This window comes from Pseudobdellovibrionaceae bacterium (assembly GCA_023954155.1).
Lineage (GTDB): Bacteria > Bdellovibrionota > Bdellovibrionia > Bdellovibrionales > UBA1609 > JAMLIO01.
This window is the reverse complement of the sequence record JAMLIO010000005.1, coordinates 1-14,360: the sequence shown is the minus strand read 5'-3', so window position 1 is coordinate 14,360 and position 14,360 is coordinate 1. Positions and strand designations below refer to the sequence as shown.

The 14,360-nt window shown below is 42.2% G+C and carries 14 protein-coding genes and 1 tRNA gene; 7 read left to right on the top strand and 8 right to left on the bottom strand.

Features of this window, described 5'->3' with window-relative positions:
* Positions 1-103: 103 nt before the first annotated feature.
* Genes M9899_07035 through M9899_07020 form a run of 4 tightly spaced genes read left to right on the top strand, consistent with a single transcriptional unit; the run spans position 104 to position 4,817 of the window.
* Positions 104-3,382, top strand: a complete 3,279-nt coding sequence (locus M9899_07035) for a CusA/CzcA family heavy metal efflux RND transporter (GenBank protein MCO5113912.1) — start codon at positions 104-106, stop codon at positions 3,380-3,382.
* A 56-nt stretch (positions 3,383-3,438) separates the two neighbouring features.
* Positions 3,439-3,759 carry a cupredoxin domain-containing protein gene (locus M9899_07030; protein ID MCO5113911.1) on the top strand — a complete coding sequence of 107 codons (321 nt, stop codon included), beginning with the start codon at positions 3,439-3,441 and terminating at the stop codon, positions 3,757-3,759.
* Positions 3,760-3,802: 43 nt separating this feature from the next.
* Entirely contained in the window at positions 3,803-4,423 is a 621-nt protein-coding gene (locus M9899_07025; protein ID MCO5113910.1) for an SGNH/GDSL hydrolase family protein, read from the top strand.
* Positions 4,416-4,817: a hypothetical protein gene (locus M9899_07020; protein ID MCO5113909.1), complete on the top strand. Its 402-nt coding sequence runs from the start codon at positions 4,416-4,418 to the stop codon at positions 4,815-4,817. The genes M9899_07025 and M9899_07020 overlap by 8 nt, the downstream gene beginning before the upstream one ends.
* An 85-nt stretch (positions 4,818-4,902) precedes the next feature.
* Here the strand turns inward: M9899_07020 and M9899_07015 are convergent, their stop codons facing one another.
* From M9899_07015 to M9899_06985, 7 genes are all read right to left on the bottom strand, one after another.
* Complete coding sequence (locus tag M9899_07015) at positions 4,903-5,298, bottom strand: hypothetical protein (GenBank protein MCO5113908.1); 396 nt, start codon at positions 5,296-5,298, stop codon at positions 4,903-4,905.
* A gap of 325 nt (positions 5,299-5,623) precedes the next feature.
* Positions 5,624-5,700 (bottom strand) — tRNA-Pro (locus M9899_07010).
* A 49-nt stretch (positions 5,701-5,749) separates the two neighbouring features.
* Complete coding sequence (locus M9899_07005; protein ID MCO5113907.1) at positions 5,750-6,148, bottom strand: hypothetical protein; 399 nt, start codon at positions 6,146-6,148, stop codon at positions 5,750-5,752.
* 70 nt (positions 6,149-6,218) lie between these two features.
* Positions 6,219-7,661 carry a hypothetical protein gene (locus M9899_07000; protein MCO5113906.1) on the bottom strand — a complete coding sequence of 481 codons (1,443 nt, stop codon included), beginning with the start codon at positions 7,659-7,661 and terminating at the stop codon, positions 6,219-6,221.
* A gap of 68 nt (positions 7,662-7,729) precedes the next feature.
* On the bottom strand, positions 7,730-8,518 hold the full coding sequence (locus tag M9899_06995) for a TatD family hydrolase (GenBank protein MCO5113905.1): 789 nt from the start codon (positions 8,516-8,518) through the stop codon (positions 7,730-7,732).
* Entirely contained in the window at positions 8,440-9,201 is a 762-nt protein-coding gene (locus tag M9899_06990) for a tRNA threonylcarbamoyladenosine dehydratase (protein MCO5113904.1), read from the bottom strand. The genes M9899_06995 and M9899_06990 overlap by 79 nt, the downstream gene beginning before the upstream one ends.
* Positions 9,198-10,052, bottom strand: coding sequence for an Hsp33 family molecular chaperone HslO (locus tag M9899_06985; protein ID MCO5113903.1), 855 nt, complete (start codon positions 10,050-10,052; stop codon positions 9,198-9,200). The genes M9899_06990 and M9899_06985 overlap by 4 nt, the downstream gene beginning before the upstream one ends.
* 201 nt (positions 10,053-10,253) lie before the next feature.
* On the opposite strand from M9899_06985, the gene M9899_06980 reads away from it, so the two are divergent.
* The 3 genes from M9899_06980 to M9899_06970 all read left to right on the top strand — a co-directional run bounded on the left by M9899_06980 (position 10,254) and on the right by M9899_06970 (position 13,423).
* Positions 10,254-10,502: a ferrous iron transport protein A gene (locus tag M9899_06980; GenBank protein MCO5113902.1), complete on the top strand. Its 249-nt coding sequence runs from the start codon at positions 10,254-10,256 to the stop codon at positions 10,500-10,502.
* Between the two features lie 72 nt (positions 10,503-10,574).
* Positions 10,575-12,401 carry a ferrous iron transporter B gene (locus M9899_06975; protein MCO5113901.1) on the top strand — a complete coding sequence of 609 codons (1,827 nt, stop codon included), beginning with the start codon at positions 10,575-10,577 and terminating at the stop codon, positions 12,399-12,401.
* 2 nt (positions 12,402-12,403) lie between these two features.
* On the top strand, positions 12,404-13,423 hold the full coding sequence (locus M9899_06970) for a hypothetical protein (protein ID MCO5113900.1): 1,020 nt from the start codon (positions 12,404-12,406) through the stop codon (positions 13,421-13,423).
* Positions 13,424-13,697: 274 nt separating this feature from the next.
* Here M9899_06970 and M9899_06965 read toward each other — a convergent pair whose 3' ends face one another.
* On the bottom strand, positions 13,698-14,201 hold the full coding sequence (locus M9899_06965) for a hypothetical protein (protein MCO5113899.1): 504 nt from the start codon (positions 14,199-14,201) through the stop codon (positions 13,698-13,700).
* Between the last annotated feature and the right edge of the window lie 159 nt (positions 14,202-14,360).

Below are 14,360 nucleotides of genomic sequence, written 5' to 3'. Positions count from 1 at the left end.
CCACTTCTTAGGATGAATTTATGATTTACAAAATGATTCCACAACGCTTAGCCAGCTCATCCTTAAACCTTAAGGGCAAGGTTACACTGCAAAGGACAAAGTTATGATTTTAAAAACTATTGAATATTGTGTGAAAAACAAATGGATCACTCTGCTTGCTGTGACCTTGGCAGCCATAGCGGGATGGATGAGCATGAAGCGTCTTCCTATTGATGCCCTGCCAGATTTATCTGACACACAAGTGATCGTGTACTCGACATGGGATGTGAGTCCCGACATTGTGGAAGATCAAATCACTTATCCTATAGTCACTAGTCTATTAGGAGTTCCTAAGGTGAAAGACATCAGAGGGCTTTCTACTTTTGGTGCATCTTATGTCTATGTGATTTTTGAAGATGGGACTGATATGTATTGGGCACGCTCAAGGGTGCTAGAATACCTTTCCACTCTCACACCTCAACTTCCTGAAGGTTCACAAACAGAACTTGGTCCTGACGCCACAGGTGTAGGTTGGGTGTATCAGTATGCCCTTAAAGACACTTCTGGCAAACACAGTTTAGCTGATCTTCGGTCTTACCAAGATTGGTTTTTACGTTACCAACTGCAAGCCCTTCCTGGTGTGTCTGAAGTCGCAGCGTTTGGAGGGTTTCAAAAACAGTTTCAAGTCGACGTTCACCCCGAATCACTCAGAGCTTTTGGCATTCCCCTTTCTAAAGTCAGCGAGGCCATTCAACAAGGAAACTCCGAAGCAGGAGCCCGAGTTCTTGAATTTTCTGGCATTGAATACATGGTACGCCTTAGAGGCTACGCCAAAACCAGACAAGACTTAGAAAACATTGTCATCGGTGCCAATAAAAATGGAGTGCCTATTTATGTCAAAAACGTGGCTAGGGTTTCGCAAGGTCCTGAAATGCGCCGAGGAGTGGGTGATCTTGACGGTATGGGAGACACCGTGGGTGGCATTGTGGTCATGCGCTTTGGAGAAAACGCCAGTCAAGTGATACAAAGAATAGAAACCAAACTTAAAGAACTTAAAAATTCGCTACCAGAAGGGGTGGAAATTGTAGAAACCTACAATCGTAAAGATTTAATCGAACGATCCATTCAAACTCTGACTCATGAACTGATTCTTGAGATGCTGGTTGTGGCTCTTATCATTTTTATCTTTTTACTTCATATCCCCAGTGCTCTGATTCCCATCATCAGTTTACCTACGGCTGTGGTGATCTCATTCATTCTGATGTACCTGATGGGAGTTTCTGCCAACATCATGTCTCTGGGAGGAATTGCCATTGCCATCGGGGCCATGGTGGATGCCGCCATTGTGGTCGTGGAAAACTGTCATAAAAAATTAGAGGAGTGGCGCACTTCAAAATCCCAAACCTCCATGGAACACGTGATTCTTTTGGCAATCAAAGAAGTCGGACCTGCAAGTTTTTACTCTCTGTTAGTGATTGCAGTGTCCTTTTTACCTATCTTTGTTCTTGAAGATCAAGAAGGACGGCTATTTAAACCTCTGGCCTACACCAAAACTCTTGCGATGCTGATTGCCGCTATACTCTCTATCACACTGGTGCCTGCATTGCTGATGATCTTATCTCAAAGCCGAGAGTTTAAAAAAGGTCCTACATGGTGGACCCAAACGCTTAACTTTATTTTTAATCCCAAAGTCAAAAGCGAAGAAGAGCATCCCATCAGTCGTTATCTTTTTAAAGTCTACGGTCCCTTAGTAGATATGATGGTGGATCATCGAAAGAAAGTTGTTAGCGTGGCTCTTCTTATGATCTTAACAACTTTACCTATTTATTTTAAATTGGGTTCGGAGTTTATGCCGCCCTTAAACGAAGGCACCATTCTTTATATGCCTACCACAATGCCAGGAATCTCTGTCACTGAGGCGCAAAAACTTCTACAAAAGCAAGACGAGATTTTAAAAAGCTTTCCTGAAGTTTTAAGCGTGCACGGCAAAGCAGGACGCGCCAGCACCGCCACTGATCCCGCTCCTCTTTCTATGATGGAAACTGTGATTGTGCTTAAAGACCAAAGACAGTGGCGCACACAAGATCGCTGGTATTCTTTTTTGCCTCATGTTTTACAAGTACCTTTTAGGTGGATCACTCCCAGTTATATGAGTTGGGAAGAGTTGATTTCAGAAATGAATCAAAAGATGCACTTCCCTGGAGTCACCAACGCATGGACTTCACCCATTAAGGGGCGCACGGATATGCTCACCACGGGCATCAGAACTCCCATTGGAATTAAAATTTCAGGAGGTGATCTAAAGCAGATCGACCACATAGGTCTAGAAATCGAAAGACTTCTTCCCCAGGTTCAAGGCACACGAAGTGTTTTTGCTGAACGCGTGACTGGTGAATTCTTTTTTGATTTTAATTTTAATCGAGAAGCTTTAGCAAGACATGGAATCTCCGTGGCTCAAGCTCAGTCCACACTGGCCACAGCTCTTGGAGGACAAAACGTCACGACCACGTTGCACGGACGAGAACGCTACTCTGTCAATGTTCGTTACGCCAGAGCTTTTAGACAAGACAAAGAAGACATTAAGAGAATTCTTCTGGATTCCCCCAAAGGGTACCAGGTTCCTTTGTCTGAAGTAGCCACTATAGAAATCTTAAACGGACCAGGAATGATCCGAAATGATAATGGTCTTTTGACAAGTTATGTGTATGTAGACATCCAAGACACAAACGTTGGGGATTATGTTCAGCAAGCCAAGAAATTTATAGATGAACATTTAGATTTACCCGTGGGGCATTCCATCAGTTGGAGTGGACAATACCAAAACATGGAACGGGTCAGGGACAAACTTAAAGTGGTGCTTCCCATCACTCTGTTGCTAATTTTAATATTGATCTACATGAATACAGGATCAGGAGTCAAAACAGCGATTGTTTTACTGGCCATTCCTTTTTCTGCCATAGGGGCTGTGTGGCTGTTATATCTTTTGGGATACAACATGAGCATTGCCGTGTGGGTGGGGCTGATTGCCCTCTTAGGTGTGGACGCAGAAACGGCAATCTATATGCTGCTGTATCTGGATTTGTCCTACGAAAAACGAAAGTCTGAGGGGATGTTAAATTCTTTTGCCGACTTAAAAGAAGCCATACACGAAGGAGCCGTCAAACGCATTCGTCCTAAAATGATGACCGTGCTCACAACATTTATAGCTCTGCTTCCCATTATGTTTGCAAGCTCAGCCAGTAGTGGAGCTGATGTGATGAAAAGAATGGCCGCCCCCATGGTGGGAGGAATCTTGACCTCTTTTCTTCTCGAACTTTTAGTCTACCCTGCTATTTTTGCCCTTTGGAAAGAAAGAAGTCTGTTAAACGCAAACTCAGAACACACAGCAGAAGAAAATTTTTAACTAGATTGAGAAAAATAAAATCATAAACTACACTAATAAAATTGAAGGAGAACATTATGAAAGCTGCCATACTCGCTCTTATTCTTATGATCCTAGGTCCTGCTGCTTGGGCGAAAACCGTGAAGGTGAAAGTCACTAAAAAAGGATTTGAACCTGCACGAATTGAAACCAAAGCAGGCGAAGAGCTGACACTAAAGATCACCAGAAAGGTCAAAGCCACTTGCGCCAAAGACATCACGGTTCCTTCTATGGATATTCAAAAGCCACTGCCCTTAAATGAAACTGTCACTGTCACACTTAAGCCTACCCAAAAAGGGGAAGTCATCTTTGGCTGTGCTATGCAACAGATGCTGGGTGGTCTTATTATTGTGAAGTGATGAAAGAAAGAACATGACTCTTAGATTCACACAGGCGCTCTTTATGACCCTGATATATCTTTCGCTCACGGGATGTGGTTTGTTTAAAAACTCCACTCCCAAAATTAAAAACTCTCACTCTTACAACGAAGGTCCCATTGTGGTCTTTGGTGACAGTTTGGCTTATGGACATGGAGCCACATCAGAAGAAAAAACATTTACAGGCTGCTTCCGCAATGTATATGGAAAGACAGTGATCAATATGGGGCAAAATGGGGCCACCAGTTCAGATGTTGTAGGACGCATAAATCAAGTGACACAACTTAAACCCTCAATGGTTTTTGTCAGCTTAGGTGGGAACGACATCTTACGTCGTAATGCTTCTGAAACCACATTGAACAACATGCGCAAAATTTTTAAAAGCTTCACTGAAGAAGGCAGTCTTGTTCTGTACCTAGGACTCAATCCCCCACAAAGTTTTTTTATGGGTAAATTTATAGATGTTAAAAGATTCCGACAGATCAAAGACATCGCCAAAGAGGAAGGCGTGCTTTTTATCGACGACGCCTTTAAAGACCTATGGAAAAAATCAGAATACATGTTTGATGACATCCACCCCAACGACAACGGCTACAGCACCATCTGCAGCCGCCTGATTGGGTTATTGGAACCGCATTATGACTAGTAAGGATGATATGTTCTTAAGATTTGTCGTAGGTGAAATTGACCATAGAAGCGGCAGAGAGAAAGGTATTTTTTCAATCGCCTATGATATTTTACGTTTAGACCAAGCACCTGAATATGAATTAAATGAAATTAAAAAATCCTTATTTTGGTTAGAAACACATCTTCCAGCAGCAAAGAAATTTAGTCGCAAGAAAAATATTGGCGACAAAAATACTCAAGGTATTAGTTGGATAAAGTCCGATGCAAATGAGATTGTCAAACGACTCTATGAACTCAAAGACATCATTGAACGACACGGCTATCAAGTAGAAGTCATCAAAACCCAAAGACCTGGCTATATTGTATACGAAGATAGGTTTCAGATTGTTGCAGAACCATTTCGAGAATCCTAAAGTATAGTCCTATTATTTAAAAAATTCACTAAGTTGATGGTCTATAATGGTCCGCATTCCTTCTATAAAAAACAGTAATTTAAAACTAAAAAATAAAATCGCAAAGGTAACCGTCGTGAGCCCAACCCTGAACGGTAAGATTTTTAACCTTACTTAGTGGTCTACCGTATTTATCTACAGATCTGTAAGCATCTACAACGCGAACCCAACTACCATAACGTTGACTTGTATCCACAACCACAATGGCTAAGCGCTCTAGCTTACGCTTTGAAGCACATGAGGTATCAGCACAAGCACGGATTGTTAAAAACCCATCAGGCCCATTCACATTACAAACCATGGCGTTCTCTAATCCTGGAGAGTTCAAGTGCCATGAATTACGAGCCAGACCCGTTAACCAAACTTGACCATAAGTGCGATTTTCTGCCATTGCACTAAAACTAAATAATAATAATCCAACTGTTATTAAAATATATTTCATATCTTTTCCTTTTCTCTCTAATTTAGTAAGCGTCATAGATGAATTAACAGCGAAAGACAAGAGTTAACACTAGAAAGTCTTTGTGGAATATCTAAAGGCTAAAAAGGGCCAAGAATATCCTGACCCTTTGTAATGAACCAAAACTCAAGCACCTTAAGACGTTATTTGTACAAAGATTTTAAAATTCAGATGATGATCTCCATAGAAGTAGTCCTCCAGCAAACGGATGTGTTTTGCCCCAAAGGGGCAAATGCTGGCAGAGCCCAGGAGGGGCGTGGCTACTTCTATGGAGATCATCATCTGAATTTTAAAATCTTTGTAAAACTGGTCGGACTGACTGGATTCGAACCAGCGACCTCAACCACCCCAAGGTTGCGCGCTACCAGGCTGCGCCACAGTCCGACACTAAGAAGAACAGATCGTCATCTTAAGGTGGTTTTAGTATTAAGTATTATTCTGCAGTTTCGCAAGTGAAACTTGCCGCTTCAAGGTTAGTCTGAATCTTTTCAGCCACTCTTTCCACATAACTGCCATCATTTTTAGCATAAGCGATGGTCTTCTCTTCGCCGTTTTTCTTATAAACGACACTAGATGGACCTTCAGGGTCTTGAACGATAGAGATCTCACGCTCATCATTGTTCAGCTTGCACACCACTTTTTTGCTTACTGTTCCTGCTAAATCAGGGAAGTTGGGCTTTTGGTCCGCTTCATCAGTCACAGGCTCTTCAGCCTGAGCAGCAGATTCATGATTGTGTGTTGCCGCGCTTTCCTCAGTGGTCGCCGCATCGCCTTGGGCCCAAACCGAAAATGGCATGGCCAACAAACAGCAGATAAAAAACATTTTTTTCATAGTTGGTACTCCTTTACACATGCCTATTTAGTGTAAAGGAGCTGTCTTTGAAATCAACCCAAGTTTTGTGTTATTTTTGTGGTCGAAAATTGATCTGTTGGAACACAGTATCTATAACATTAAGCACCTTAGCATTGCCTACTTTTTGTGCTGTCCCTCTTAACAGCAAGGCCATAGGAAGAACCTGTGACCAAGAATCAAACCCCGCACGAGTCAATTGAGCCATCAAGGCATTTTGCACCTGAACGGCCAAAGTGTCAGGAATATCGCGACCTTGAAGCATTTCGTTCACAATATACATAAAGTTAGCGCGAGGGCTAGAGTAAGTGGCTTGCAATCCAGAAGCGTCTCCAGCTTCAAGACCCAGCCAGTATAAAGTCTGTTGGAACAAGTCGGCCTGAGCAACTTGGTTGTTGCTGTTTAAAACTTGGATCATCTCTTTAGCTTTAGTCACATCCCCGTAGGCCACCACAGCATAGAACGTCGTCATGCAATGATGAACTTCAGTCTGACAAGACATCACTAAGGTTTGTAAGGCTTTATCCATATCAAGACCTGCACCAATCTGAGCATAACCCCACAAAAATAAGTTGTGAGTGTAGTGCCAGTCATAAGTCAAAGGCACATTATTATCCGCAGCCCATGTTTGGTGAAGATCATCAGCAATTACAAATTGCGCAGAAGCTTCTAACCAATTTCCAAAAATAGGAAGGTTATGCCCATACATGTGTTGAATATGAGAAGACTCTGGAGAGTAAAGAGCCGCTAGACGTCCATACTCTAAAGCGTCTTTCTTTTCGTCTAAAGCCTCTGCAACGTGAGTCATATAATGAAGAGCGCCCACATGTTTAGGATTTAGAGAAATTGCTTTCGTGTAGTTTGTTTTTAAATCATTTAATGAAATCACATTAAGATCAGACAGCATGTTTGCACCTAATACGAGATACTCAACGTCTGTGTTCTTTAAAGTGTAACCCGCATAAATATCTTGAATGCGCTCTTTTGAAGGAAGCGAAAAGTCCACACCCAATAAATTTTCTAGGTACACACCAAAAAACTGCACCCAAAACTTTTCTTCCACAGTGCCACCGTTAGCAAGCATAAGACGTTGAGCATTTTGGTACTCTTTATACGCCGTCAAAGCTGCATTTTGGTCGCCTGCAAGTTTTAAAACACTGATAGCAAGACCTAGTCTTGGCAAAGTGGCGTTGGGTTGCAAAAGCATAGCTTGGTAAAAGGCTCTCGTCGCATCAATATAGTGAAACACGTGATAAAAACCCAAACCTTCATTAAGCAAAGTTTCGTAAGCCGCATCTCCTGCGCCCACCGCACCCGCATAATTCCAATGTGCCTCACCTACATTATAAACCTTAGGAAGTGGAGCATTTAAAAAGGCTTCAGAAAGTCCACCCATAGTCACTAGACGTTCTACTGAGGTTTGCGCTTGTGCTACTCCTGCCCCAAATAGAAGGCTTGAAATACAATACATGGCTACTAAAAAAGTCTTTTTCATACACACTCTCCCATAATTTAAGTGGTTCAAACTTAGTCGGTTTGACCTCAAAAAACAAGCCTAAGCTGTCACTTGCAAAATTCCGTGGGCAAATGTGTAAAAAACTGGGTTTTAAGTTCATCCATAGGAAGCTGCGTCCACTGGGATAGCCCCTCATACAAGTCCACAATTGAAATAGAGCTGTCATCTGTTTCTAAAAAAAACTGCCCCCATGGAATCTGTGATGAACTTAAAAGCCTGTGCAGGAGCCACTGATGAGCTTTGGTCTTAGGGTTTAAAATCTTAGAGCCCAAACTGACCACATGCCCCAAGTCTAACAGACGTTTTCCTTCTTCAACACTGCCATTGTAATCATGAAATATAGCCCGCCCTTTAAAGTTCTCATCTTTAAGAACTTTTAAAATGTCATTCTGGGTTCGCACACAATGCAGAACTAACCACGAAACACCTAAGTCTTTAGCTCTTCGAACTTGAGCAACAAAAACATCAAGTTGTCGCTGATAGTTTTGAGAACGCGCTTTATCCAAACCTATTTCACCTAAACCTACACACAATTTATGATTTAACATCTCTGACAGCAATTCATCGCAATGGTTAAGGTCCACCACATCAACATCCCAAGGGTGTATACCCACCGTAAAAGGATTTTTCAGATCAGACATGTTTTTCAAATGAGAAACGGAAATGTTTTTTTTAAAATCATTTAAACTTAAACTATTTAATCGAAAGATCGTCTCATCCCAGGAAAGATCATGAGTGTGAAAGTCCACATAAGGAATCACTCCTCTAACTCCTTCATAAAATGTAAGATCACTTGCTGGGTCAGAAGCATTCCCATACTGGCAGTCACATGACATAAACTGCCCAATCCTGTCTGACAGTCTAAGCGTCCACTGGATTCCCCTTTAGGCACTTCACACACAGATTTGGATTCAGCAGAGAACACGCAGGTGATCTTGAATTTGCGTTTCCCACGCGGGAAACCATGTTTTTGTCGCAGTCGTTTGCGCATTTGGTGCAATAGATCGTCTTCGTAGGTGGTGGCCAAATCACTGACTTTTAATTCCGAAGCCAGAAGTTTTCCTCCTGCTGATCCCGAAACCAATAAAGGAATCTTCATCTCTCTGGCTGTAGCCGCTAAAGCACACTTCACGCCTAGGCTATCAATCGCATCTAGAATCATATCAGGTCGATACTTTTCCAAATACTCTTTAACATTGTCTTTTTGTAAAAAATCAGCCACCGCTTCCACTTCACAGGCAGGGTTAATAGCAAGCACCCTTTCTTTAAGCACTTCCACTTTGGATTTACCCACGGTGCTTTGTAGAGTGTGAATCTGTCTGTTGGTGTTCGACACACAGATGTCATCTAAGTCCATCAAAACCAATTTGCGAAATCCACTTCGAGCCAAAGACTCCACTGCCCATGACCCTACTCCCCCTAAGCCCACAACAAGGAGGATCTTAGAAGTCATACGGTCATAGGTCTTTTGACCTACAACTTTTTCAACACCTTGAAATGCTAAATTCTCGTCACTCATGCTTGTTTGTCTAACTCGATATCATAAACTTGCCCACAGTACTCACAAGTCACTTGCGCTTGATCCTGATGGTGGTCTTGATCTTTTTGGTTGGCAAAAACTAAAGCGCGCTGGGCTCTTTCTTCGTTGCACGTGCATTCAAAAAATACTTTTTTCTGAGACACTTCCTTACCAAAAGTTCCCAAAGTGATCTGAGCCATACTTGTCGTGGGGTCATTCGAGTCAATGTTCCACTTGGACATATTTCCAAGCTCCTTAAACTTCTCTTCCCAAAACATAGCAATCATATCGCGCTTAAAGGCATCATCCATGGGCAGAAGCTCAACCAGATATCCCCATGCAGCTTTAAGTCTTAACTCATCACTGTCGGTGTCAAACTGAATCCAGACATTCATGGCGCATTGTCGTTGCTCTGATTGTTGTAAATACCCTAACGTGTCTGAAACCACATCCCCTCTTGAGTCCACAATTCCCGTGTGTTTGTGAGCTTGATTCACACTGGCACCCTCACGGATCACTTGTAAAACTCCTTCACCTAAAGATTCGTTGAGTTTACCACCAAAAAATTGCGGATGAGTGATCGTTCCTCTGATCCCCCCATTGTCATTCATATCGACAAACAGATTCCCAAATGAACCATCCACAGACCATTGCATGCTGAGTTTGTTCTTTTGTTTCTCGCCATAAATTGACTGCATCAAAAGACAGGAGAGCAAAGCTTGCCCCAAATGAATACCCGCAGGAGGCAAGCATCCCACACGTTTTAAAGATTCATTCACCGCCATTGTGGCATCCACAAAAGAGAACACCACGCTATTGTCATGACTCATATATTTTTTAAGAATATCCATAAGGTTTTACTTATAGTGGTTTTTATCCCCAGTTTCGACCCTTTGGGGCAAAAACCTCAGCCAATGACGCACCGTTATGTTGGCGGCACCTCTATCATAACTTTGACTCTCAAGTGACTTTCAATAAGTTTGAAAAACACTTAAATCATTGAATTTAGTCTTAAAATTTAAGACATATAGGTTTTGTCACAGGAGGTCATTTTGCTCACGCTCTGGGATCTTAAACCCCTACACACGGCTCACATCCGTGAAGTGAAAAGTCATGCAGAAACGCAACGGCTCTTCACTCTAGGGCTGATGCCTCAAGCGCAGATCACATGTTTACAAAACACAGCCTTTAAGGGCCCCAAAGTGTATCAAGTGTCAGACCAAGTCTTATCACTTAGCCAAGAGATCGCAGAACTGATTTTGATTGAACCCACAGAGGATGAAGATGGGCCACAGTCTTAAACTTAAAACCTTATGTTACATTTGCGCTCAGACCGCAGATCTTCTTATTTTTTGCAAAAAGGGGCGTAATCTATGAATCATATTTATTTGATTGGACGTCCTAATGTGGGGAAAACTTATTTATTTAATAAGATCACGGGTCAAAACCAAAAGGTGGCTAACTTTTCTGGTGCGACTGTAAAGCGGGCCAGCACTTCGTTAGACTTACAAACTCAAATTGTGGATTTACCTGGAGTTTATTCTCTTCAAGCTCATACAGAAGATGAAACAGTGACTATTGAAACTCTTAAACAAAGTGCTCCTGATGATTTGATATGTCTTGTCGTGGAATCTTTAAAACTTCAAAGCCAATTCCCTTTTATCCTCAACGTAATTGAATTTGCCCGCACAAATTTAAAACCCTTAATTCTATCTATCAACATGGCAGATGAGGCCAGTAAAAATAACATTCTTATTGACGAGAAAAAGTTAAGTCAATTACTAGGAGTTCCTGTGTTTTTGACCTCGGCAAGAACAGGGCAAGGGCTCTCAGAAATCAAAACTTATTTTAGTGACCGTGTTTGGAATACGCCACAAACCACTTGGTCCCCTTCGACCTCAGTTTCTGAGTTGCAAAAAAATATCTTAGGACAAATTTTAAAAGGCAAAACAGAAGAGACTTTAGGTTTACAAATTAAAGCTGACAGCTTTCTTCTTTCTCCTTTTCTGGGATCTGTGTTTTTTTTATTTTTAACATTCATTATCTTTCAGTCTATCTTTACCTGGGCCACGCCAATTATGGATATTCTAGAAGGTGTGATCAGCAGCTTGGGTGCTCTGGTGGCAGGCTCTATCACATCCCCTTTTTTAAAGTCCTTTACTGAAAACGCAATCTTTGCTGGATTTGGAGCCTTTTTGGTTTTTACTCCTCAAATTTTTATTCTTACTACCATAGTTGGTTTATTAGAAAAAAGCGGTTACATGGCCAGAGCCACAGTGATCTGTCACAAGTTTTTTAGTTTCTTTGGTTTAAGTGGCAAAAGTTTTATTCCTTATATGACAGGACATGCTTGCGCCATTCCTGCCATCTATGCTGCACGCACGATTGAAAGCCCATGGATTAGAAATCTCACTATCTTGACTGTGCCACTGACTTCTTGTTCTGCACGTATTCCTGTGTACGCTTTACTTATCAAAGTTCTTGTCCCTGATCACACTATCTTTTTTGGGCTAATGGGATTACAAGGTTTGGCTTTTTTCTGCATGTATTTCTTTGGAATCTTTATGGCTCTACTGGTGAGCACTTTGATTGATACCTTTGCCCGCATTAAAACTGGGGCTCAAGAAAAGATGAATCGTTTTTTTGTGATGGAGCTTCCCCCGTACAGACTTCCAGGCGTTAAAGAAGTGATTTTAAAGGGCTTACAAACCACATGGTCTTTCATTCGAAACGCAGGGCCTATTATCTTTATGGTGAATTTAGCGATTTGGTTTTTAAGTTACTTCCCCGCAGGTGAAAATGGATTTTCGGAGTCTTATATGGTGCAGATCGGGAAAGCCATTGAACCTGTGTTTACTCCTTTGGGTTTAAATTGGATTCATGGGGTGGCGATCTTGATGTCTTTTCTTGCACGCGAAGTCTTTGTCAGCACCCTAGGTTTACTTTACGGATTTCAATCTGACGATGTGGACGAGCTGGTTCAGCAACTGACTTTGAATGACTTAAGTCCTGCCGCAGGATTTGGGCTTTTGATCTTTTTTGCAGTGGCCCTACAATGCGCAAGTACAGTGGGAACGTTGCACAAGGAAACCTCAAAGAAATCATGGGCTTATGCTGCGCTCGTGGGGTATTTGTTACTTGCCTACGCTTTGGCCTTTGTCACATATCAAGGTCTCAGCTTTATTGGCCGATATGTTTAATTGTGAGACATACCTTAATCTTTATTTTTTGTGCGTATGTTGCTAGTGCTTTGGCAATATCTGCGCATGCGCAAAACTCAAAATCAGTTCCCACAAAAACAGGAACTGTCGCGGATAAACCTAAAGTTTCACACTCTACAGAAACTGCAAAAGAAACTATTCCAGATTATGGCTCTGTGAAAGGTAACGGAAGCAGCCAAGACGCCCTAAGCTTTGCGACTCAAGATTACTCCAACTTAGAAATGGACCGCATTAACCGTCAACAGTATCTTGGCCCCTATGTCTCACTGCCCACAACTCCTACCCCTGAAATGGAAACTGCTCCTAAAGATCCGACTGAAGCTGAATTTTGTTTATTCTGTGCCCTTTCACAAATGCAAATCCCACCGATCAATATGAACGGAACCTTAGGAGGCTCTGGAGGCGGCAACGGGCAACTTAGTGGTGGAATTCCCTTAGGTTCAGTCACCAGCTACAGCAATCTCAGTCCAGATGAAGCCATGAAAAAGGCCATCAAACAGATGTGTGACTACGTAAAGAAAAACCCAAGTTGTGGGCCCAATAAATATGCCATTGTCAGCGATGCCTCAAGAGGCTCATCCAATATCCGTACTGCCATTATTGATATCTCAACATGCGGAACCAATGGTGATGCCAAAGTTGCTGACATGTTCCCTACTGGAGGAGGATCAGGCGGGATAGGTAACGTCTCAGGAAGCCACGCCACTCCACCTGGTTTTTTTAAACTGACAGAGTCAGGACGCAATACCAGAAAAAATTGGCCTACATGTACTAACGGCAACTCCTTTAATTACTTCATAATGGAAGGACAGGGCTGTAAATATAAAATGCCTGGAGAAAGCTGCCAAAATACAAACGCACGCGCCAGAGAAATTCTGTATCACACCTGGCCGCAAGTGGGTGCCTCCACATGGGGCTGCACAGGTGTTCCACAAGATAGATTTTGTTCTTGGGGCGACAAGATTAAAGGCTCCTGCCTCTACAACTACACTGGTTCATAGGTTCGGTTCATAGGTACACAGCCCATAAGACTTCAGGATGTCCACCAAGCTCGTCCGTAATTTACAGATTTAGTTTGGGAATTTATTTTTTCATTGTGTATGGTCGAAATGCGAGTTCGGTTTGGCATGATTTTGCATTCGCAAAATCATGCCAAGCCGAACTCGCATTTCGACCATACATATCCAAAAACCTAAATATAAAACCCAATCCCACCCCAATGAGGAAATGCGCTCAGTGAGCGAAGTGCTCAATCTTGTTTGAGACTGTTATTCTTTACTTTGTGCTGTTGTGGACGAAGTGTTTTAGGTAGTAGCGCACTAGGTATTGAGAATTTATGGGTTTGGATTTGTTGGTCCAGATCAATTCGCCGAAGGCTCCCCATTGGGCTTCGATCACGCTGTGAGCTGTCATTGGTCCGCCCTCTTTAGACTGTTCGCCCATAAAAGGGGTAGCAAGGTGATGGAATTGAATGACGATTTTACCTGGCTCGCTCATAGAAAAAATAAGTTTATATCCATTTCTAAAGAGCATGAAATCAGAGTGAGTTTTTGAAATTCCATAAATCTTGATTTGTCCAAGATTGGTGTTCTTAAGTTGATTAAAAATCGTGGCATTGCGAATGAATTGGGCCTTTAGGCTTTGTAAGAACTCAACCGTTCCTTTAAGCAGAATGTTTGCAGGGTCAAATGCAGGTGAAAAATCAATCACACCCGCTTCTTCCATTTGCTGTTCGCCACGAACTAGATCTTTGATCCAATCAATATTGCTTTGATCCAAGGCTCCCTCCTGCACACTCTCCTTAATTTTTTGGTCTGTTACACTTAAAGTCAAGAAGAGAGCGTAAATTAGCTGATTTGTGAGTCTCCATCTATCCATGACCAAACAAATAACGCAATACAGCGCACTCTGGCGCAACTCCTCTTTGGCTTGAGGTTA

Coding starts and splice junctions, on each gene's coding strand:
- M9899_07035 (MCO5113912.1), top strand. CDS start 104: ATGATTTTAAAAACTATTGAATATTGTGTGAAAAACAAATGGATCACT.
- M9899_07020 (MCO5113909.1), top strand. CDS start 4,416: ATGACTAGTAAGGATGATATGTTCTTAAGATTTGTCGTAGGTGAAATT.
- M9899_06995 (MCO5113905.1), bottom strand. CDS start 8,518: ATGTCATGTGACTGCCAGTATGGGAATGCTTCTGACCCAGCAAGTGAT.
- M9899_07005 (MCO5113907.1), bottom strand. CDS start 6,148: ATGAAAAAAATGTTTTTTATCTGCTGTTTGTTGGCCATGCCATTTTCG.
- M9899_06985 (MCO5113903.1), bottom strand. CDS start 10,052: ATGGATATTCTTAAAAAATATATGAGTCATGACAATAGCGTGGTGTTC.
- M9899_07015 (MCO5113908.1), bottom strand. CDS start 5,298: ATGAAATATATTTTAATAACAGTTGGATTATTATTATTTAGTTTTAGT.
- M9899_07030 (MCO5113911.1), top strand. CDS start 3,439: ATGAAAGCTGCCATACTCGCTCTTATTCTTATGATCCTAGGTCCTGCT.
- M9899_07000 (MCO5113906.1), bottom strand. CDS start 7,661: ATGAAAAAGACTTTTTTAGTAGCCATGTATTGTATTTCAAGCCTTCTA.
- M9899_06990 (MCO5113904.1), bottom strand. CDS start 9,201: ATGAGTGACGAGAATTTAGCATTTCAAGGTGTTGAAAAAGTTGTAGGT.
- M9899_07025 (MCO5113910.1), top strand. CDS start 3,803: ATGACCCTGATATATCTTTCGCTCACGGGATGTGGTTTGTTTAAAAAC.
- M9899_06975 (MCO5113901.1), top strand. CDS start 10,575: ATGAATCATATTTATTTGATTGGACGTCCTAATGTGGGGAAAACTTAT.